Origin of the sequence: Microbacterium sp. NPDC064978 (assembly GCF_044543605.1) — a bacterium.
In the GTDB taxonomy this organism is placed as follows: Bacteria; Actinomycetota; Actinomycetes; order Actinomycetales; family Microbacteriaceae; genus Microbacterium; species Microbacterium meiriae.
This window is the reverse complement of the sequence record NZ_JBITWF010000001.1, coordinates 1364932-1385197: the sequence shown is the minus strand read 5'-3', so window position 1 is coordinate 1385197 and position 20266 is coordinate 1364932. Positions and strand designations below refer to the sequence as shown.

21 protein-coding genes are annotated in these 20266 nt (G+C 68.1%); 10 read left to right on the top strand and 11 right to left on the bottom strand.

The window, feature by feature from the left end; all coding sequences use genetic code 11:
- Positions 1-17 precede the first annotated feature (17 nt).
- The 3 genes from ACIGJI_RS06925 to ACIGJI_RS06915 all read right to left on the bottom strand — a co-directional run bounded on the left by ACIGJI_RS06925 (position 18) and on the right by ACIGJI_RS06915 (position 2848).
- Positions 18-2072 (bottom strand): heavy metal translocating P-type ATPase, encoded by a 2055-nt coding sequence (locus ACIGJI_RS06925; protein ID WP_366244690.1) that lies wholly within the window; start codon positions 2070-2072, stop codon positions 18-20.
- A gap of 139 nt (positions 2073-2211) precedes the next feature.
- On the bottom strand, positions 2212-2535 hold the full coding sequence (locus ACIGJI_RS06920) for a heavy-metal-associated domain-containing protein (protein ID WP_058631435.1): 324 nt from the start codon (positions 2533-2535) through the stop codon (positions 2212-2214).
- Between the two features lie 31 nt (positions 2536-2566).
- Positions 2567-2848 (bottom strand): metal-sensitive transcriptional regulator, encoded by a 282-nt coding sequence (locus ACIGJI_RS06915; RefSeq protein WP_058631434.1) that lies wholly within the window; start codon positions 2846-2848, stop codon positions 2567-2569.
- A gap of 215 nt (positions 2849-3063) precedes the next feature.
- Between ACIGJI_RS06915 and ACIGJI_RS06910 the strand changes: the two genes are divergently transcribed.
- Together ACIGJI_RS06910 and ACIGJI_RS06905 are read left to right on the top strand one after the other, a co-directional pair.
- Positions 3064-3465 carry a hypothetical protein gene (locus ACIGJI_RS06910; protein WP_058631433.1) on the top strand — a complete coding sequence of 134 codons (402 nt, stop codon included), beginning with the start codon at positions 3064-3066 and terminating at the stop codon, positions 3463-3465.
- Positions 3462-3980, top strand: a complete 519-nt coding sequence (locus ACIGJI_RS06905) for a DUF305 domain-containing protein (protein ID WP_363445356.1) — start codon at positions 3462-3464, stop codon at positions 3978-3980. Before ACIGJI_RS06910 ends, ACIGJI_RS06905 begins: the two co-directional genes overlap by 4 nt.
- Before the next feature lie 405 nt (positions 3981-4385).
- On the opposite strand, the gene ACIGJI_RS06900 is transcribed toward ACIGJI_RS06905, so the two are convergent.
- From ACIGJI_RS06900 to ACIGJI_RS06885, 4 genes are all read right to left on the bottom strand, one after another.
- Positions 4386-5186: an ABC transporter permease subunit gene (locus ACIGJI_RS06900; RefSeq protein ID WP_363445358.1), complete on the bottom strand. Its 801-nt coding sequence runs from the start codon at positions 5184-5186 to the stop codon at positions 4386-4388.
- Complete coding sequence (locus ACIGJI_RS06895; protein ID WP_268777272.1) at positions 5179-6117, bottom strand: ABC transporter ATP-binding protein; 939 nt, start codon at positions 6115-6117, stop codon at positions 5179-5181. The genes ACIGJI_RS06900 and ACIGJI_RS06895 overlap by 8 nt, the downstream gene beginning before the upstream one ends.
- A 48-nt stretch (positions 6118-6165) precedes the next feature.
- Complete coding sequence (locus ACIGJI_RS06890) at positions 6166-6855, bottom strand: TetR family transcriptional regulator (protein ID WP_363445360.1); 690 nt, start codon at positions 6853-6855, stop codon at positions 6166-6168.
- Between the two features lie 100 nt (positions 6856-6955).
- Positions 6956-8422: an alanine/glycine:cation symporter family protein gene (locus ACIGJI_RS06885; protein ID WP_363445362.1), complete on the bottom strand. Its 1467-nt coding sequence runs from the start codon at positions 8420-8422 to the stop codon at positions 6956-6958.
- 202 nt (positions 8423-8624) lie between these two features.
- Between ACIGJI_RS06885 and ACIGJI_RS06880 the strand changes: the two genes are divergently transcribed.
- The gene (locus ACIGJI_RS06880) at positions 8625-9671 is read left to right on the top strand and encodes an NAD(P)-dependent alcohol dehydrogenase (protein ID WP_071328057.1); all 1047 of its coding nucleotides are present in this window, start codon (positions 8625-8627) and stop codon (positions 9669-9671) included.
- Between the two features lie 61 nt (positions 9672-9732).
- On the opposite strand, the gene ACIGJI_RS06875 is transcribed toward ACIGJI_RS06880, so the two are convergent.
- Entirely contained in the window at positions 9733-10326 is a 594-nt protein-coding gene (locus ACIGJI_RS06875; protein ID WP_363445364.1) for a helix-turn-helix domain-containing protein, read from the bottom strand.
- Between the two features lie 99 nt (positions 10327-10425).
- On the opposite strand from ACIGJI_RS06875, the gene ACIGJI_RS06870 reads away from it, so the two are divergent.
- From ACIGJI_RS06870 to ACIGJI_RS06860, 3 genes are all read left to right on the top strand, one after another.
- The gene (locus ACIGJI_RS06870; RefSeq protein WP_366244683.1) at positions 10426-10815 is read left to right on the top strand and encodes a DUF1304 domain-containing protein; all 390 of its coding nucleotides are present in this window, start codon (positions 10426-10428) and stop codon (positions 10813-10815) included.
- Positions 10816-10856: 41 nt separating this feature from the next.
- Positions 10857-11879: an NADP-dependent oxidoreductase gene (locus tag ACIGJI_RS06865; RefSeq protein WP_363445368.1), complete on the top strand. Its 1023-nt coding sequence runs from the start codon at positions 10857-10859 to the stop codon at positions 11877-11879.
- A gap of 119 nt (positions 11880-11998) precedes the next feature.
- Positions 11999-12646 (top strand): GntR family transcriptional regulator, encoded by a 648-nt coding sequence (locus tag ACIGJI_RS06860; protein WP_187663272.1) that lies wholly within the window; start codon positions 11999-12001, stop codon positions 12644-12646.
- Positions 12647-12705: 59 nt separating this feature from the next.
- Here the strand turns inward: ACIGJI_RS06860 and aspS are convergent, their stop codons facing one another.
- Positions 12706-14007: an aspartate--tRNA(Asn) ligase gene (gene aspS / locus ACIGJI_RS06855; protein ID WP_363445370.1), complete on the bottom strand. Its 1302-nt coding sequence runs from the start codon at positions 14005-14007 to the stop codon at positions 12706-12708.
- 357 nt (positions 14008-14364) lie between these two features.
- Between aspS and ACIGJI_RS06850 the strand changes: the two genes are divergently transcribed.
- Together ACIGJI_RS06850 and ACIGJI_RS06845 are read left to right on the top strand one after the other, a co-directional pair.
- Positions 14365-15384 carry a TerC family protein gene (locus tag ACIGJI_RS06850; RefSeq protein ID WP_363445372.1) on the top strand — a complete coding sequence of 340 codons (1020 nt, stop codon included), beginning with the start codon at positions 14365-14367 and terminating at the stop codon, positions 15382-15384.
- A 94-nt stretch (positions 15385-15478) separates the two neighbouring features.
- Positions 15479-16771, top strand: a complete 1293-nt coding sequence (locus ACIGJI_RS06845) for a hemolysin family protein (RefSeq protein WP_268777266.1) — start codon at positions 15479-15481, stop codon at positions 16769-16771.
- Positions 16772-16795: 24 nt separating this feature from the next.
- Here the strand turns inward: ACIGJI_RS06845 and ACIGJI_RS06840 are convergent, their stop codons facing one another.
- Both ACIGJI_RS06840 and ACIGJI_RS06835 read right to left on the bottom strand, forming a co-directional pair.
- Positions 16796-17698 (bottom strand): arginase family protein, encoded by a 903-nt coding sequence (locus tag ACIGJI_RS06840; protein ID WP_187663276.1) that lies wholly within the window; start codon positions 17696-17698, stop codon positions 16796-16798.
- A gap of 37 nt (positions 17699-17735) precedes the next feature.
- Positions 17736-18278: a small multidrug efflux protein gene (locus ACIGJI_RS06835; RefSeq protein ID WP_268777264.1), complete on the bottom strand. Its 543-nt coding sequence runs from the start codon at positions 18276-18278 to the stop codon at positions 17736-17738.
- Between the two features lie 156 nt (positions 18279-18434).
- On the opposite strand from ACIGJI_RS06835, the gene ACIGJI_RS06830 reads away from it, so the two are divergent.
- Together ACIGJI_RS06830 and ACIGJI_RS06825 are read left to right on the top strand one after the other, a co-directional pair.
- Positions 18435-19628 carry a histidine kinase gene (locus tag ACIGJI_RS06830; protein WP_363445375.1) on the top strand — a complete coding sequence of 398 codons (1194 nt, stop codon included), beginning with the start codon at positions 18435-18437 and terminating at the stop codon, positions 19626-19628.
- On the top strand, positions 19625-20227 hold the full coding sequence (locus ACIGJI_RS06825; protein WP_187663279.1) for a response regulator transcription factor: 603 nt from the start codon (positions 19625-19627) through the stop codon (positions 20225-20227). The genes ACIGJI_RS06830 and ACIGJI_RS06825 overlap by 4 nt, the downstream gene beginning before the upstream one ends.
- Positions 20228-20266: the final 39 nt, after the last annotated feature.

Below are 20266 nucleotides of genomic sequence, written 5' to 3'. Positions count from 1 at the left end.
CGCTGCCGCCCATGCGCCTACTTGTCGACGACGGCGTCCGGGCTGAGGTTCAGCCGTCGCAGCAACTGCGCATTCAGCGCGACAACGATCGTGGATAGTGACATCAACACCGCCCCGACCGACATCGGCAACACGAACCCGACGGGGGCGAGCACACCGGCAGCCAACGGCACCGAGAGAAGGTTGTACCCGGCGGCCCACCAGAGGTTCTGTTTCATCTTCCGGTAACTGGCCCGTGACAGCTCAATCACGGAGATCACCGATCTGGGGTCGTCGCTGGCGAGGATGACACCTGCGGAGGCGATCGCGACGTCCGTTCCTGCGCCGATCGCAATCCCTACGTCTGCCTGGGCGAGGGCGGGGGCGTCGTTCACGCCGTCACCGACCATCGCGACCTTGCGGCCTTCGTTTTGCAGTTCTTTCACCTTGGAGGCTTTGTCCTCCGGACGGACCCCGGCGAAGTACCGGTCGATACCCAGCTCGTCGGCGACGGACGCGGCTACCGCATCGGCGTCACCGGTGATCATCACCACCTGCACGCCCCGTTCGTGGAGCGCATCGACCGCGTTACGCGACTCGGACCGGATCTCATCCGCCAGGCGCAGCGCGCCCGTCACCTGACCGTCAACGAGCACGTGGAGGATGATCGCACCCTCACCGCGCCACTCGTCGGCCACCGGCAGCTCGGTGGCGTGTTCTTGCTCGAGCATGTACGGGCCACCGACCTGCACGACACGTCCGTCGACACGGGCACGCACCCCCACGGCGGGGGAGGATTCAAAATCGGTCGAGCGCGGAACGGTGAGGTTCTTCTCCTTCGCTGCGTTGACGATCGCACGGGCGAGGGGGTGCTCGGAGTCCGCTTCCGCGGCCGCCGCCCACGCCAGCAGCTGATCGGCGTCGGCTCCTGTGACGGGATCAATCGCGGTCACGGCGGGGGTGCCCTTGGTGAGCGTGCCGGTCTTGTCGAACAGGATCGTGTCGACGGTGCGCATGCTCTCCAGGGCGAGCCGATCCTTGATCAGCACGCCCCCTCGGGCGGCGCGTTCGGTCGCGATCGACACGACCAGTGGGATCGCGAGACCCAGCGCGTGCGGGCAGGCGATCACCAGCACCGTGATGGTGCGGATCACCGCCGCGTCGGGTTGGCCGACGAGAGTCCAGACAATCGCGGTGATCGCGGCAGCGCCGAGCGCGAACCAGAACAGCCACCCCGCTGCCTTATCCGCGAGTCGTTGCGCCCGCGACGATGAACTCTGCGCCTCCGTGACCAGCTTCTGGATACCCGCGAGAGCGGTGTCCTCGCCGATAGCGGTGATCTCTACCCGCACCCCGGAGTCGGTGGCGACCGTGCCGGCAATCACCGGATCACCATCGCTGCGGCGCACCGGGCGGGATTCGCCGGTGATCATCGACTCGTCCATGCTGGCCGAGCCCTGCACGATCCGCCCATCCGCGGGGACCCGCCCGCCGGGGCGCACCACAACGACATCCCCCACCTGCAGATCAGCCGGTGCGACGGTGACGGTGGTGTCTCCGTCGACCTTCTCCGCCTCGTCGGGCAGCAATGCGGCGAGGGAGTCCAATGCCGACGTCGTCTGGGCGAGCGAGCGCATCTCGATCCAGTGACCGAGCAGCATGATCACGATCAGGAGCGCCAGCTCCCACCAGAAGTCCAGCTCGTGGTGCAGCAGCCCGATGCTCGCCCCCCACGAGGCGAGGAACGCCACGGTGATCGCGAGGGCGATCAGCAGCATCATCCCCGGTTTGCGGGCACGGAGTTCGCTCACGGCGCCGGTGAGGAACGGTGCCCCGCCCCACACGTACATGACCGTTCCAAGAACCGGCGACACCCACGCGACCCACGCCGCGTCCGGCAGCGAGTACCCCAGGATCATCGAGAACATCATGGAGAGCCCGACCACCGGCACGGCGAGGAGCAGCATGATCCAGAACAGGCGCCGGAACTGCCCCACATGATCCCCGTGGCCGCTATGCCCGCTGTGACCCTCGTGGCCATCGTGGCCACCGTGCCCGGTGCGTTCGTGCGGTGCAGCCGGTTCGGGGCTCATCGCCGCGTGGTCGTGCTCCGTTGTGGCGGCCGCCGTGTGGTTGTGGTGCGCGGTGTGATCGGTGTGTTCGTCGTGCTGGCTCATCGGGGACTCCTTGCTCAGGTGCGCCCGGGGTAAGCCGGACGCCGACAGATGCAACTCAGGGCTGGCTGGTTGCGAGGGCGTAGCCGGCCTCTTCCACCGCACTCTTCACGGCAGCGGGGTCGACCGGGGTGGTGCTGTGGATCGTCACCCGGGAGGTGCCGCCCGCGTTCAGATCCACGGTGACGGATTCGACGCCTTCGACAGCGCCCAGTTCCTCAGTGACGCTCGACGCACAATGCGAGCACGTCATCCCGTTGACAAGCACCTCCGCCGTCACCGCGGCATCAACAGGCGCCGATGTCTCCGTGTTCGATGGGACAGCGCAGCATGCGCAACCAGCGTTCGCGTCCTTCAGCCCGAGCTCAATGCGATCAGTCATGGTGTTCTCCTTCAGTTAGACAGACGTGTGGTCATGAACGAACCAGGCGAGCGATCGCTTCGTTAGCCTCACGGACCTTCTCGGCCGCGACCTCCCCACCCTCCGCACTCGCTTCCGCGACACAGTGACTCAGGTGATCACTGAGCAGTGACAACGCCACCGTCTCGAGGGCCTTCGTCGCCGCAGAGACCTGCGTGAGGATGTCGATGCAGTACTTGTCCTCATCAACCATCCGGGAGATCCCCCGCACCTGGCCTTCGACGCGATTCAACCGCTTGCGCAGGTCGTCCTTGCTTCCGTCGTACCCGTTCATGCCTCGAGCATACCCCCTGGGGGTATCTAACTCAATGTTTTCGCTTCTATTCCCGCTAGGCGAACGTGGTCGCCGACTCTGTTCAGCTCACAGGCTGATCTGCGCAGCGCGGCGGCTTATCAATACCGGGTTACCAGACCCCAGCGGGGTATTCAAGGGCCTCAGTGCGCGGGCGATGCGAGCGTACTTTCGTGGCTCACGAAAGGAGTTCTCTCATGACCGTCACCGAAGAAATGCTCAGCACGTATCCGAAAGATCTGGGCGGAATTGATCAGAAGAAGCTCGTCGACTGCATCGACGCGTGTCTCGCGTGCGCGCAAGCCTGCACCGCATGTGCCGACGCTTGCCTCAGCGAGGACATGGTTGCTGACCTAATCAAGTGCATTCGCGCGAACCAGGACTGTGCAGACCTTTGCATAACCACCGCCCGGATCCTCTCCCGTCGCACCGGGCACGACGCCAGCGTCACCCGTGCCGCGCTCGAAGCTTGCCGAGCGGCGTGCCTGAGCTGTGCTAACGAGTGTGAACAGCACACCATGCACGAACACTGCACGATCTGCGCTGAGGCATGCCGACGCTGCGAACAGGCGTGCGTTGCACTGCTGGAGTCGCTATGACAAGCCAGCACGCCGACAACGGTTCACGCCCGCCGGTCGGCCACTCCCAGGGGAAGAATCAGGGCGGGATGTCGAGCTACCTTAAGCTCGCCGTCTCGCTATCGCTCAGCTTCGTTGTGATGTACTTCCTCACGTTTGCGATGATCAACGTCCTGGACGATCTCTTCCTCAACATCAGCAACCTCTACATGGCACTGATGATGGTCTTCCCCATGGGCATCATCATGGTCATCGTCATGTGGAAGATGTTCCCGAACAAGGCCGCGAACATCAGCTTGCTCGTAGGTTTCGCCGCGCTTTTCCTTGTCGCCTTCTTCATGGGACGCTCGGAAGCGTTCGTCGGTAACGACCAGTTCCTCCGTTCCATGATCCCGCATCACTCTCGAGCGATTCTGGTGTGTGAGCAATCAGACATCAGCGACCCGGAGATCCAAGATCTCTGTGAGCAGATCATCTCGTCACAGCAGGAAGAGATCGACCAGATGAATGAGATTCTCGACCGTCTCGACGATTAGTGGGGCGTCGGCACCACCCTTGCGACAAGTGGACCGGCTACCGCGCTCATGACGAGCGGACCGGATCACCGCCGTCGACAGGGTCCGGGTCGACCAGGCAACCTTACGCCTCAGCCTTACGCGAGAGCTGCCGAAAACGATCGTTTCCGGCAGCCCCCTCCCAGGCCGCCGGCCGACCACACGACACGCCGGCCGTGCGCCGACCGAAACCCCCTGCCGGAACCTGCCGCGCCGAAACCGTCCGCTCGACGTTTTAGGCAGGACGGGTTGAGACGCGATTACCGACAAGTTTCGTGAGACAACGGGCGCTTTCGGCGCCGCATCAGCCACCCGTCTTTCCGGGGCTGCTCTGTCTCACCAGCCGACAACTTTCGTGAGATCGGACACGATGGTCCGCGCATCGCCTCAGCCGATCACATCGCGGCGTCGCAGCGCCCAGGCGCTTCCGGCGACGAATGCGACGTTCACCGCCCAGAGCGCCACGGTGCCGCGGGGATCGAACCCCTCCGCGAGCGGAGCCTGGTGGAACGCCCAGGAGTACGGTGAGATCGCCCGGAGCCACTCGGCGTTCTCCACCTGGTTCGCGATCGCGTTGAAGGCGTACCCGGCGACGGCGATTCCCGCGCCCCCTGCGACAGCCCAGGAAGTGCGACCGAAGAGAGCGCCCAGCAGGAGCGCGGCACTCCCCGAGAGCATCGTGAGGCCGACGAAGACGACGGTGGTGTCGATGATGCGGATCGGATCGATGTCGAGCTGTGCCGAGTCGTTGAGCAGGGTGACGACAGCGCCCGCGAACACGCCCAGCCACGCGAGCCGGGCGAGGATGGCGAAGGCGGACGCGATCGCGTATCCGACCCGTCCCACACCGTGAGCCAGGTCGAGTTCGAGGCGCCCTGACGCCTCCGCGCCGGCGATGGCGCCCGCTCCCCAGGACGTGCCTGCGATGGTCAGGAGGAGGAAGCCGATGAGGCCGTAGAAGGTGCCCTGGGCGTAGCCCGCCCCGGTGCCGATCTGGTCGTAGCCGAGTGCTCCCACGAGCTCCGGGGGCAGGCTGTCGATGATCTGCTGCATCTGCCCGTTGCCGCCGATGCTCGGGAACAGCGGCAGGTACAGGAACAGCACCGCCGCGACGCCGATGGTCCAGCCCACCGTTCCGCGCCAGCTTTCGCGGAGAGCGCGCCGGAAGATGGGAAGCGCGTCACGCATCGCCCTGACCTGCCTCGAGACGCGAGGAGTCACCGTAGAGCCGCAGGACCGATTCCTCCAGGTCTGGTTCCTCGATCGCGAGGTCGAGGACGTGGTGCTGCGCCAGCACCTTCACCAGCGGGTCGATGGCACCTTCGACGGTGGCATTCACCTGCACGATGTCCGTCTCGCCGCGGACGTCGAGCTCGGAGATCTGCGGCAGTGCACCGAGTTGCTCCCGGATCAGGGTCGCTGCCGTCGTATCGAGACCGACGCGTACGCGCCGGATCGCGCCGAGTCTGAGTGAGGCCACATCACCCTCCGCCACGACCCTCCCTCGACTGAGGACGGCGACGATGTCGGCCGTCTGCTGGATCTCACTCAGCACATGGGAGCTCAGCAGCACGGTCTGGCCGCGATCTCTGGCTTCGGTGACGAGGTGGAGGAACTCTCTCTGGACGAGCGGGTCGAGACCGCTGGTCGGCTCGTCCAGCACGAGCAACGGCGGTTCGTGCATGAAGGCTTGGACGATCCCGAGCTTCTGCTTGTTGCCCTTCGAGAGGGCGCGCACCGGCCGGCTCAGGTCGAGGTCGAGTCGGCCCGCGAGGCGGTCGATCGTGCCGGGGTTCACCGGGCCGGACACCTCGGCGTAGAAGTCGAGCATGCGGCGTCCCGTCGTGCGGTCGTCGAGTCGGAGCTCGCCGGGGATGAAGCCGATGCGTCGTCGGAGGGCCGGGCCGCCGCGGCGCGGGTCTTCGCCCAGGACCCGGATAGCGCCCGACGTGGGGCGGATGATGTCGAGGATCATGCGCAGCGTGGTGGTCTTTCCTGCGCCGTTAGGGCCGATGAGCCCGAACACGGTGCCGGGATCGACGCGGAGATCGATGGAGTCGACCGCTGTGTGCCGACCGTACTGTTTGCGAAGGTGAGTGAGTTCGATGGCAGGGGTCATGGCCCTGCTCCTTTCGGAGGGTGAAGGGGACCAGGTTCGGAGATCTCGTCAGCGGGGAGGATCCGGGTCCTGATTCGGGTCGTTCTCGCCCTTGTCCGAGGAGGGCCCGCTGCTTCTGGCGAGCGCTTCCTTCGCGGCGACGAGCAGATGGTCGTCGGCGTAGAGCCCGTGCGTGTAGAGCTCCAGCACGGGAACGGTCGACCGTTCCAGCAGCGATGTCGTCAGCGTGCTCTCTCCGAAGGCGCGCGCGAGGTGCCGCCGCAGGATGACGGGACCGAGGCCGTAGAGGGTCATATACACGGCAGTGGCTTCCAGGTCGGACTGCTCGCGCATCGTGCCCGCGGCGATCTGTTCGCGCAGCATGTCTCTGGTGCTGGCGAGGAACATGTCGAAGAGATGGTCGGACGCGGCGGAGTCGTCGAGAAGCATCCGGGCGAGGTAGTCCAGTGCGACATTGCGACCCTCTGACGAGTCCAATGCCTCCCGCATCAGGCGCGCGGCGTCGGCACCCGTCATGCCGTCTCGCTCGGCGAGGAAAGTGCTCACGACGTGCGCGTCGCACACGTCGCGCAGTCCTTCCTTGCTTCCGAAGTGGTGCAGGATCAGCGCCGGGCTCACGCCCGCATCCTGCGCGATCTGCCGCAGACTCGTGCCGTCGAATCCGCGCTCGCTGAACCGGACGATCGCGGCGTCGCGAATGCGCGCCCTGGTGGTGAGGTCGTCGGCTCCTGAACGCATAGTCAGCATGCTAAACGAGCGTTCAGTCCGGGGCAAGAGTCAGGTCATCTCCGTTCCGTCGGTCTCGCAGACCGAGCGTCTGAGGCGGCGATGGATGTGGTCATCGCCGACGCGACGCGGGGAGATCGATCGGCCCCGTGACCGACAACTCGTCCTCCCAGACCTCGATCCCGCTGACCTCGGGAAGACGTGCCCTCGTGAAGACCGGGTCCAGCCCTTCTCGTCGTTGCTGGGTGTAGTCCTTCAACAGCTTGAAGGCGATTCCGGACAGCAGCGCGATCGCGACGAGGTTGACGAGGGCCATGAATCCCATCGCGCCGTCGGCGAAGTTCCACACGACATCGGCGGAGACGAGGGCCCCAGCGAACACTGCGGCGATCGCGAAAAGACGATAGCCGAGCAGGACTCCGGTGCGGGAGGTGATGAACTCCACGTTGGTCTGCCCGTAGTAGTAGTTGCCGAGGATCGAGCTGAACGCGAGCAGGAAGATGATGACGATCAGGAGGATGTTCGACCAGGTGCCCAGCGCGCTGACGACCGCGCCCTGCGTCAGCCCGATGCCGCGTTCGGCGCCGGCCAGGTCTGGAACCGAGACCAGGATGATGAACGCGGTGATCGAGCAGACGAGGAAGGTGTCGAAGTACACGCCCAGCGTCTGCACGAGACCTTGTTTGACCGGGTGTGTCACCGCCGCGCTCGCTCCTGCGTTGGGGGCCGACCCCAGTCCGGCTTCGTTGGAGAACATCCCCCTCTTGACGCCGGTGAGGATGATGTAGCCGAGCGCTGCGCCGACGACCTCGTTCGGGCCGAAGGCTTCGAGGAAGATCGTGGCGAAGACTCCGGGAAGGCGCTCGATGTGCATCGCGACGATCACCACGCCGAGAAGCAGATACAGCAGTGCCATGATCGGGACCAGCGTCTGGGTGACGGAGGCGATGCGGCGCACGCCCCCGAAGATGACGAGCCCCATGAGCAGTGCGAGTGCGCCGCCGGTGACCCACGGCAGCCAGGCAGCAGACTCTCCGCCGAGGCTGCCCGCGATCGTCGCCTGGATGGTGTTCGCCTGCAACGAGCTGAAAGCGATGGGGAAGCAGATGATGAGGATGACGGCGAAAAGCACGCCCATCCATCGCGCTCCGAGTCCGCGTTGCATGTAGTAGGCGGGGCCGCCGATGAACCCGTCCCTATCGCGCCTCTTGTACAGCTGTGCCAGCGAGGACTCGATGAACGCGGACGCTCCACCGATGAATGCCATCAGCCACATCCAGAAGACCGCGCCGGGACCGCCGATTGCGATCGCGGTTCCCACTCCCGCGATGTTGCCGACGCCCACTCGTGAAGCGGCGGAGATGGTGAATGCCTGAAAGGAGGAGACCGATTGAGGCTCGCCGCTCTCCGTGCGGGGCGTTCGATCCTTCAGAGTGCGGAACATCTCCGGAATCAAACGGAACTGCACGACGCCCGAGCGAATCGTGAAGTAGAGCCCGAGGAGGACGACGATCGGAAGGACGATCCATGTCCACAGGTTGTCGCCCCAGGTCAGCAGCCACTCGTTAACAGCATCCATCCGCACAGTATGGCGACGTCGACGCCGGCTCACCAGGCTGAGAAAAATCCAGGAGCTGAGAAGCTGCCGGGTCCGCCGGTGTCTTCCCGCCCGGCGGAAGACGAGGAAGGTCCCGATCGGGCGGATACTGGAAGGGACGGTATCGAGAGCCCCCGCCTCCGCACCGCGCGGCAGACCTCTCGACGCCAGGAAGAAGATGCTCATGAAAGCTCTCCGCTACGTCGAGATCGGCAAGCCCCCGGTGGTGGTCGACATCCCGATTCCGAAGCCCGGCCCCGGCCAGGTCCTGCTCAAGATCACCGCGGGTGGTGTCTGCCACTCCGACGACTACGTCATGGGGCTCCCCGAGAAGGACTACCACGAGCAGGGTTACCCGCTGCCGCTGACGCTCGGGCACGAAGGCGCTGGCATCGTGCACGAGATCGGCGAGGGCGTCGACTCGACGCTCAAGGTCGGGGATGCCGTGGCCGTCTACGGTCCGTGGGGCTGTGGTCGCTGCCACAACTGCTCGATGGGCAAGGAGAACTACTGCACGAACGCCGCCGCCGAGGGCATCCGTCCTCCGGGGCTGGGCAGCCAGGGCTCGATGGCCGAGTACATGATCGTCGACGACGCGCGCCACCTCGTGCCGCTCGGTGACCTCGACCCCGTGCAGAACGTCTCGCTGACCGACGCGGGTCTCACCCCGTACCACGCGATCAAGAACTCGCTTCCGAAGCTCGGCGCCGGCACGGTCGCCGTCGTGATCGGCACCGGCGGTCTCGGCCACGTCGGCATCCAGATCCTCAAGGCCATCTCGGGGGCCACGGTCATCGCCCTCGACGTGAACGACGAGAAGCTGAAGCTCGCCACCGAGGTGGGCGCCGATCACGTGCTGATCAGCGATGCATCGGCCGCCGAGAAGATCCGCGAGCTCACCGGCGGTCTCGGCGCGAACGCCGTGTTCGACTTCGTCGGCGCGAACCCGACGATCGCCCTGGCGCAGAGCGTGGCCGCGCTCGAGGCCGACATCACGATCGTGGGCATCGGCGGAGGCAGCATGACCCTCGGCTTCGGCTCGATCGCCTATGACGCGGCCGTGCGCATCCCCTACTGGGGTTCGCGCGCCGAACTGATCGAGGTGCTGGACCTCGCCCGCGCCGGGAAGATCCACGTCCAGACCGAGAGCTACACGCTCGACGACGGCCCGAAGGCGTACGAGGACCTCGCGTCGAACAGTATCCGCGGACGCGCCGTCATCGTCCCCTGACGCCGGCCTCGAACGCCTGGGAGGGATCGCCCTCCCAGGCGTTCTCCGTTTCCGTGCGGCCTCAGGCGCGGTGTCGCCGGTCGGCGAGGAGGGCGAGCGCCGCATCGATCGCACTCGCCGCGGCGTCGGGGGCCACGCGGACGAGGGCGAATGCGGAGACCACCAGACCCGTAGAGGCGTCCGCCAGGGTCGCGACTTCCGTTCCCGCGAGCTCGGGGAGGGCGGCCTGGACGCCGCGCGCGAACGCCGCACGGAGCTCCGCGCGATAGGAGGCGACGACCCGGGCGACCGCGTCGTCGGTGCCGATGGGGGCGGCGGCGGTGTTGACCAGCAGGCAGCCGCTCGTCGCCGGGAGGCTGCCTGCTGTCAGCAGTGCCGTACGCAGTCCGCCGAGGTAGGTCTCCAGAGCCTCCGGCGCCACGGTCTCACCCGTCAACGGGGCGAGGCGCGGGCGGATCACCTCGTCCAGATAGCTCTCGACGGCGGCGTCGAAGAGTCCGCGCTTGGAACCGAAGGCGTGATAGATGCTGGAACGACTGAGGCCGGTCGCGCGCTCGAGCTCCGGCAAGGGAGCGCTCTCGAAGCCGCGCTCCCAGAACAGGCCGCGTGCCGCGCGGACCGCTTCCGCGGTGTCGAAGGTCTGTGTGCGCCCCATTCGCCGTGCTCCTGCCCCTTTTGTGAATCGCTCGATCCAGTATATATTGGAACGACCGATACAGAATGCGCGGCCTCGCCGCGTCGAAGGGGGACTGTCATGGTCATCGCCGGACTCGTGCTCGCAGGCATCGCGGCACTCGTACACGTCTACATCTTCTGGCTCGAGTCCTTCGCCTGGACGAGCGCGCGCGCTCGCCGCACGTTCGGCATGGGCACGGCGGATGAGGCCGCGCGACAGAAGGAACTCGCGTTCAACCAGGGCTTCTACAACCTGTTCCTCGCGGTCGCCGTCCTCCTCGGCATCGTCCTCTTCGCCACAGGAGCGACGGCCGTCGGCGCGACTCTCGTCTTCACCGGCGCCGGATCGATGGTCGCCGCGAGCCTCGTGCTGCTGCTGTCGAGCCCCGACAAGGCGTCCGCCGCCCTGAAGCAGGGCGTCATCCCGGCGCTCGGCGTCATCGCGCTCGCCATCGGCCTCCTCGTCTGAGTCCGGCCGCAGCACCCCCCAGATCCTCACGAAGGAGAGAAATGTCCCACGCCATCAGCACCCAGATCCAGCTCGCCCGCCGCCCCGAGGGGTGGCCGACCCCCGACGACTTCCGCACCGTCGAGGTGGAGCTGAGCGATCCGGCGCCGGGGGAGGTGCGCGTGGCGAACGAGTTCGTCTCCGTCGACCCCTATATGCGCGGGCGGATGAACGACGTCCGCAGCTACGTCGCCCCGTACGCCCTCGGCGAGGTCATCGCCGGCGGCGCCATCGGCCGGGTCGTGGCCTCTGCCGCAGAGGAGCTTCCCGTCGGCGCCGTCGTGCTGCACCAGCACGGCTGGAGCGATGTCGTACAGGCGGATGCGTCGACATTCCGGGCTGTGCCCGAGGTGCCCGGCATGCCGCTGTCGCTGCGCCTGCACATCCTCGGCATGACCGGCCTCACCGCGTACGTCGGGCTCACCGCGATCGCCGGACTCGCCCCGGGCGACACGGTGTTCGTCTCCGGGGCCGCCGGCGCCGTCGGCACGGCTGTCGGTCAGATCGCGAAGCTCCTCGGCGCCGGCCGTGTCATCGGCTCGGCAGGATCGGCCGAGAAGGTCGCCCTGCTGACCGAGAAGTACGGCTACGACGCGGCGTTCAACTACAAGGACGGCCCGGTGCGCGAGCAGCTCGCCGCCCTCGCGCCCGAGGGCGTGGACGTGTTCTTCGACAACGTCGGCGGCGACCACCTCGAAGCCGCCCTCGACGTGATGAACGACGGCGGTCGGATCGCGCTGTGCGGCGCCATCACGAGCTACAACACCACCGAGCCCGTGCCCGGCCCCGACAACATGGCGAACATCATCACGCGCGGCCTCCGCCTCCAGGGGTTCACCCTGGCGAACTACCTGCACCTCTCGCCGGAGTTCAGCGAGAAGATGACCCGCTGGTTCGCAGAAGGGCGGATCGCGTACGACGAGACCATCGTCGACGGCATCGAGAACACGGTCGACGCGTTCCTCGACATGATGCGCGGAGCCAACACGGGGAAGATGCTCGTGCGGGTCGCACCCTCCGCCTGACGTCGGAGCGGGCCGCCCGCGCATTTGAGATATATTGCTTGAGACGTAGAACTTCACTCTCCATGACCCCCACTGGAGGCAGTGTGACACTCTCTGGCGGCCCCCTCGAACGCCGGTCGATGAGCGACGAGGCTTTCGTGCGCCTGCAGGATGCGATCATCAGCGGCGAACTCCAGCCCGGCGAGCGCCTGCGCGATTACGAGCTCGCCGAACGCCTCGGCACCTCGAAGACGCCGATCCGTCACGCCCTCGACCGCCTGGCCGACAACGGCCTCGTCGAGATGCAGCGGAACCGGTACACCCGTGTGGCCCCGATCGATCTGGAGCGCGTGCGGAACGCGGTCGACCTGTTCGGCGACATCTGGATCGGCTCGGTCCGTCACGTCATGCCGGTCATCCAGGACGACGATGTGGCCTACCTCGTCGAGCTGGCTGACGACATGGCGGCGTCGGTGCAGGAGCGGGACATCATCGCGTTCGGGGCGGCGCTCCGCAGCGCGGCGACGGGCTTCGCCCGGATCGAGGGCAACGCCACGCGCGCCAACTCCATCGAGCGCCTCGGGCCGCAGATCCGTCGTTTCACCCAGCATGCGAAGGACGCCGTGGACTGGTCCGCCGTCGAGGAGTTCGTCGGCGCGATCCGCGAGGCGACGTCCGAACGGGACGCAGTCAAGACCCGGGCCGTCCTGGTGAGCTTCTTCGACGAGACGCTCCCCGCGATCATCGATCGGGCCGAGCAGTCGGGGCTGGCCGAGATCACGGAGTGATCCGCCGCTGACGAACGAGGGCGACCGCACACCGCGGTCGCCCTCGTCGCTCCCCGGGGCTACGGCGTGAGGCGATGGACGTCGCGCGGGAACAGCGTCACCTCACGCACGTTGGTCGCCTCGACCAGTCGGCCGACCCAGCGCTCCAGTCCGATCGCGAAGCCGCCGTGCGGAGGCATCCCGTGCGCGAACGCCTCGAGGTAGCCGGCGTACGCCGAGGGCGACTCGCCCCGAGCTTCGATCGCCGCGATGACCTCGCTGTGCCGATGCAGCCGCTGCCCGCCGGTCACGAGCTCCAGACCGCGGAACAGGAGGTCGAAGCTGTTGCTCCCCTCCGTGTCGTCGGGCTGCGGATGCGTGTAGAACGGGCGCTTGCGCATCGGGTATCCCTCGACGGCCAGCACGTCGCTGCCGAACTCCTCCTTCGCCCACGCCCCGAGCGTCCGCTCGTGTGCGGGGGAGAGGTCGGGCTCGTCGGCCGGAGCACCGACCCGGCGCAGCGCATCCCGGAAGTGCACGACGGGGATGTCCTCGGGGATGACGGGGAGCGTCACGTCGAGCAGCGCGAGTTCCTCCGCGGCGTCGGTACGGATGCCGTCGAGCATGCCGCGCAGCACGTGGCCGAGGAGGCGCAGGACGTCGCGGTGGTCGCGGATGAACCCGAACTCGACGTCCAGCGACACGTACTCCGAGAGGTGCCGCACGGTGTCGTGCGGCTCGGCGCGGAAGACGGGACCCACCTCATAGACGCGCTCGAACACCCCCACGAGCTGCTGCTTGTAGAACTGCGGACTCTGCGCGAGATATCCGGTCCTGCCGAAGTAGTCGACCGGGAACACGTTCGCTCCCGACTCCGTCACGGTGTCGACGATCTTCGGGGTCTGCACCTCGGTGAAGTCCGCGGCGTCGAGCACCCGGCGGAACGCGCGCACGCTCGCCGCGGCGATCTGCCAGGTCGCGCGGCGTGCCGGATGGCGCCAGGTCACCGCGGCGTGGTCGAGCAGCGTCGGCAGGCTCGTTTCGAGTGTCGGACGCCACAGTTCCACGACCGGTGGTGCGGCCGGCTCCGACAGGCTCTCGATCTGCGGGTCGACGATCTCGACGCCGCCGGGGGCCTGCGGGTTCGCGGCGACGGTCCCCGTCACGCGGACGACCGTCTCCTCCGGAGGGAGCCCGCCGGCCGGAGCCTGCGCGGGGCGGACGACGACCTGTGCGAGTCCGGAACGGTCGCGGATGATCAGGAACGCGACGGTGGCGAGCTCCCTCCGGCGGTGGACATGGCCGAGCAGCGTGACGCGGCGGTCGGGGGCGGCCTCGGCGAGCTCCGCGGCGAGCGTGCGGGCGGGGTCGGGTGATCTCATTTCTCCTCCAGGTTGTGGGAGCCCTGGAGGTGTGGGCGGGGGCCAGATCGCGGTGCCACCACACCTTCGCCGGTGAGAAGCCGGCCTCTCGTCGGTACGCCGGACGCGCGGGGACCGCCTGCCCGGAGGCCGGAGGTCGTCACGCTCCGGCGGTCGCCGCGTCCAGTCTAGGGGCGCTCTCGGCAGATCCACAGAATCCCGCGGGCACCGTCTCGTACCCTGGATTATCCAAGGGGAGTACTCCGACACGGTCGGGTCGTCATTACGGATGCGTCTGCATCCCGGCCCACCGGTCCCGCTCGGCGGGATGGGGAAGACTTTGGCGCTGTTCCGTCACGCCCGAGTCTGGAGTACCCGTTGGAAATCACCCCCTTGATCTGGGTCATCACGATCGCGGTCACCATCGCGTTCTTCGTGTACGAGTTCTTCGCGCACGTCCGCAAGCCGCACGAGCCGAGCATCGGCGAGTCCGCACGCTGGTCGATCTTCTACATCAGCCTCGCGCTGCTCTTCGGCGTGGGCATCGGCATGGTGTCCGGCTGGACGTACGGCGGCGAGTACTTCGCCGGCTACCTCACCGAGAAGGCGCTGTCGATCGACAACCTCTTCGTGTTCCTCATCGTGATGACGGGCTTCGCGGTGCCGAAGATCTATCAGCAGAAGGTGCTGATGATCGGCATCGTGATCGCGCTGATCCTCCGCGGCATCTTCATCGCGGTCGGCGCGACCCTCATCGAGAACTTCTCCTGGATCTTCTACGTCTTCGGCGCGCTGCTGCTCTTCCTCGCGTACCGCCAGGCCTTCAGCAGCCACGAGAGCAACCCTGCGAACGGTCGCTTCATGACCTTCGTCCGCCGCCACCTCCCCGTCAGCGAGGAGTACAACGGCGACAAGCTCACGGTCGTCCAGAAGGGCAAGCGCTACGTCACGCCGATGCTGCTGACGATCATCGCGATCGGTTTCATCGACCTCGTCTTCGCCGTCGACTCGATCCCCGCCATCTACGGCCTCACGGACGAGGCGTACATCGTGTTCACCGCGAACGCGTTCGCTCTGATGGGTCTGCGTCAGCTGTACTTCCTCATCGGCGGCCTGCTCGAGCGCCTGGTCTACCTGGCTCAGGGCCTCGCCGTCATCCTCGCGTTCATCGGTGTGAAGCTCGTGCTGCATGCCCTGCACGTCAACGAGGTTCCGTTCATCAACGGCGGCGAGCCGATGCTGTGGGCGCCCGAGATCCCGATCTGGTTCTCGCTGCTGTTCATCGCCGCGACCATCTCGGTCGCCACCGTCGCGAGCCTGATGAAGACGCGCCGGCACCACAACACCCTCTCTTCCCCGACCGATTCCACCCCCACCATCGACAAGGAGCACTCTTGAGCGCGCAGCGCTGTTCTGACTCTTCGGACTCTGACAGTACGAGCACCCGGTTCATCCCGGGTGCTCACCCCGCCACCGAGGAGGTCGCCCGCTGATGGGCGATCTGCTCTGGAACATCGCCCTCGTCCTGCTCTTCGTGCTGATCGGTGGTGTCTTCGCTGCGACGGAGATGGCGCTGGTCACGCTCCGTGAGAGCCAGCTCAACGCGATCGCCGCTCGTGGCCGTCGCGGGGCGAAGGTCGCCGCTTTGGCCCGCAACCCCAACACCTTCCTCTCGGCGGTGCAGATCGGCGTGACCGTGGCGGGCTTCGCGTCCGCCGCCTATGGGGCGACCTCGATCGCGCCGTCCGTCGCGCCGCTGCTGGAAGGCTGGGGCGTCGCACCTCCGCTCGCGATGACCCTCGCCACGATCGTGCTGACGCTCATCATCGCCTACCTGTCGCTCGTGCTCGGCGAGCTCGTGCCGAAGCGGCTCGCGATCCAGCGCAACGCGCAGTTCGCGTATGCGGTGGCGCCGGCGCTGAACGGCTTCGCGACCGTCATGCGTCCGGTGATCTGGCTGCTGTCGGTCTCGACGAACGCCCTCGTCCGCGTGCTCGGCGGCGACCCGCACAAGACGAGCGACGAGCTCACCGATGAGGAGGTGCGCGATATCGTGGCGACCCACCAGGGCCTCCCCGACGACGAGCGCCGCATCCTCGACGACGTGCTCTCGCTGCGTGGGCGCCAGGTGAGCGAGGTCATGCGCCCGCGACCGGAGGTCGTGGCGCTGGACGAGGCTGCCACGGTCGGGGCGGCGGTGGAGCAGGTGCGCGAGCTGCCCTACTCCCGGTACCCGGTGTCGCAGACGTCGATCGACGACATCACCGGCTTCGTGCACGTACGTGACCTCTTCGAGGCTGCGGCGGACGACCCGGAGCGCCCGCTGCAGGGGCTCGTCCGCGACATCCCCTACATCCCGTCCACGGCGGGCGTGCTGCCGACTCTGACCCGCATGCGGGCGGAGGGACACCACATCGCGGTCGTCGTGGACGAGTACGGTGGCACCGACGGTCTGGTCACGCTGGAGGACCTCGTGGAGGAGGTCGTCGGTGAGATCTTCGACGAGTACGACGCCGAGGTGTTCCTCTCCGCCGACGACGGGCTGGACGGGCGCCTCAACCTGCAGGACTTCGAGGAGGCGACGGGGCTCGCGATGCCCCGTGGCTCCTCCGACACCATCGCCGGATTCGTCACGGAGCAGCTCGGACGGCTTGCCGTGGTCGGCGACACCGTCGAGGTCCCAGGTGCGACGATCCAGGTGGTCGAGATCGATCGCCGCCGCATCGCGCGGGTGCGGGTCTCGATGCAGACCGATCCGGCAGCGGGACGAGGCGCCGAGGACTGATGCGCGACCGGGTGGCGGGGTGCGTCAGTCGCGCGCGCCGCTGCCCAGCTCGCGCAGTCCGTCGTGGAGGACCTCGGTGAGGAGCCGCGCGTAGCGGCCATCCGGATCGAGGTCGGGATCGAACACGGTGATGCTCGCTCCGATCGCCCGCGGGGCGAGGGCGCGCAGGAGAGCGGTGAGCTCCGCCGCGTCGAGACCGCCGGGGTCAGGGCTGTCGACAGCAGGCATCACCGACGGGTCCAGCACATCGACGTCGAGCTGCAGCCAGTAGCGGCCGCCCGCGGACGCCGCGGTCTCGGCGGCGACCGCATCCGCTCCTCGCGCCAGCACATCGGCCGCAGGTGTGACACGTGCGAGGAGACTGCGGACCTCCGCCTGCTCCTCGTCATCATCACGGTGCCCGATGTGGGCCGTGCCAGCGGGGGAGAAGTACGGCGCGAGCCCCTCGATGTCGGCGATGGCCGGCCAGTGCGCGCCGACGGCGGCCGCCAGCGCTTCGCCCGCCACGCTCGCGCACTCGTCGCTGTTGCCCGGGTGGCGGAAGTCGGTGTGTCCGTCGATGTGCACCAGGCCGGCCCCGCCGCGGCGCTTCACCGCGATCCCGGCGGCGACGAGGATGCCGCAGTCGCCGCCGATCACGAGCGGGGCGCGGCCCTCATCGAGGGCCTCGCCGATACGTGACGCCAGGCGGAGGGAGTGGTCGACGAAAGCGGCCTCGTTGCGCACCCGGTCGGCGGGCCGGGTCGCGTCGTCGTCCACGTAGCGCCCGGCCAGCACGATGCCGCCGTCAGTCGCTCCCCGGTCGGTGAAGCGCCGGAACAGCCCCGCTTCGCGGAACGCTTCCGGCGCCTTCGCGGAGCCGGGCACGCTGCCGGGCTCCGGTGGGCGCAGGCCGAGATTGCTGGGGGCCGACAGCAGTGTGATCATGCGCTCATCCTGCACCGGGCGTCCGACATCTCGACGCTCAGCGGATGGCGTAGACGGCGCTGCCGACGATCACCGCGATGACGGTCGTCCAGCCGATGATCGCGACGGCCTGCCACACGAGGATGCGCCCCTTGCCGATGCCGGACGCGGCCAACATGGTGGCGGTGAAGTGTGTCGGCAGCAGCAGCGGTCCCAGCAGGCTCACCCCGGGGACGCCGTAGCGCTCGAACGCGCGCTGGAACTTCTCGCGGCGGGCGGACCCGCGTCCGGTCTCCGCCGGGACGCCGTCGGCCTCCAGGCTCGTGCCGCCGCCCACCGTCACCGGCTGCTTCGCCCGCGAGCGGTCCACGATGGCCCGGCGGGCGCCCGCGCTGGCGAGCACCAGGATCGCGACGCAGAGGAAGTTGCCGACCATCGCGGCGATGGCGGCGACCACGGGCGGGATGCCTCCGAGGATTCCGATGCTCGCGGCGCCCTCACCCTCGACGAAGGGGACCGCCCCGGCGAGGGCGACGATGAGCGGCTGGACGAGGTCGGGGACCTGGGCGACGAGGTTCTGGAAGGTCTCGATGAGGTTCATGGGGGAAGCTCCGGGTGTCGGTGCGGACGGTCTCTCCGTCGCGATGACCCCAGTCCAGTCGAAGCGGCCCCGGCGCGGCAGTGCCGCCGCGTCACCGCTCTCCATGCGGTTCGCACCGGATCCCGTGACATGTGTCACGCCTCTATCGTGGGGAGCGTGAGCAGTCCTTCCCCCGCCCTCTCCGATCCCGGCCCCGGTGCCCGCCAGCTCGCGCGGGGAATCACCGCCACCTGGTGGTACACGGTGGGCGGGGTGATCTTCATCGAGCTCATGCTGGTGGCCGCCTGGCTCGGCATCGCCGTGGCGCTGGATCGCTCGGGCGTCGCGCTGCTCGTCGTGGGAGTCGGGGGCGTGCTCTGGGCGGCGTCGACCGTCCTGCTGCTGGTCGACTACCGCCATCGCGTCGAATCCGGCCCCGGGGTGGGCTGGGCTCGCCTGGCCGTGCCGACCCTCGTCGCCCTGATCTACGGCGGCGCGGCGGGGGCTCTCGTCGGCAGTTGGCAGCTCGCCGCGATGCCGGTGGTGCAGGTCTTCGTGCTGGTGAGCTGGCCCCGCGGGATCCGGGTGCGGGTGGCCGTGGCGGCGACGGTCGTGCTCGTCGCTCTCGCGCTGCTCGACTCGACCACGACCTTCGGCTCCGGCGTCCCGGTGTGGGTGCCGGTGCTCTACGGAGTCATGCTCCCCGGGATGACCGTGAGCTCGCTGTGGTGGTGGGACGTGCTCATGGCCCTCGATCGGGCGCGGGCCTCGGAGGCGCGACTGGCGGCGACGCAGGAGCGCCTGCGCGTGGCGACCGACGTGCACGACCTCCAGGGGCATCATCTCCAGGTGATCGCCCTGCAGCTCGAACTGGCGGAGCGTCTGCTGCCCACCGATCCGCAGGCGGGGATGGAGCAGCTCCGTGCGGCTCGGGCGAGCGTGGACGACGCGCGGCAGGGCACCAGAGACCTCGCCACGCGGTTCCGCTCGGTACCGCTCGGCGATGAGCTGGCGAACGCCAGGGACCTGCTCACGGCCGCTGGGCTCATCGTGGATGCGCGGATCCACCCGGATGCGGACGCGGCGCCCGCGGCCGACCTCGGCCCCGTGATCCGGGAGACGACCACGAACGTCCTGCGGCACGGACGCGGTGGTCACGCGCGCCTGATCCTCGAACGGACGAGGGATGCCTGGCGGTACGAGGTCGCCAACGACGCGGACCCCGCGTCCGAGGACGGGGCGGGCGGCTCCGGGCTCGACGGTGTCCGCCGGCGGATCGGCGAGGCGGGCGGCACGTACGAGCAGCGGAGGGACACCGACGAGTTCGTCGTGACGGTCACCGTGCCAGCGCAGGCGGAGATCGTCCGATGATCCGGGTGCTGCTCGCCGACGACGAGGGGATGATCCGCTCCGCGCTCGCCGCTCTGCTGCGCCTCGAGGATGACATCGACGTCGTCGCGGAGTGCGCGGACGGCGAGGAGGCCGTCGCCGCCGCCACCCGGCTCGAACCTGACGTGTGCCTGCTCGATCTGGAGATGCCGGGGCTCGACGGCGTGCAGGTCGCCGAGAGACTCAACCGCACGATCCCCACCCGCTGCATCGTCGTCACCCGGCACGCGCGTCCAGGGGTGCTCCGTCGGGCGCTCGCCTCCGGCGTCTCGGGTTTCGTGCCCAAGTCGCGGGGCGCGGACGAGCTCGCCGCGATCATCCGCCGCGTCGCGGCCGGCGCCCGGTACGTCGATCCGGAGATCGCCGCGGACGCGCTGAGCGACGAGCGCTCGCCGCTCACGGACCGCGAACTGGACGTGCTCCGCGCCGGGCGCCGAGGGGAGACCACGGGACAGATCGCGCGGGCGCTGGCGCTGGCGCCGGGGACGGTGCGCAACCACATCTCCGTCATCCTCGGGAAGCTCTCGGTGAGCACCCGTCAGCAGGCCGTGCTCGTCGCCGAGGAGCGCGGCTGGATCTGACCGTCGTCACGCGTCCGTTTCGGTGGCCACGGCCTGCGA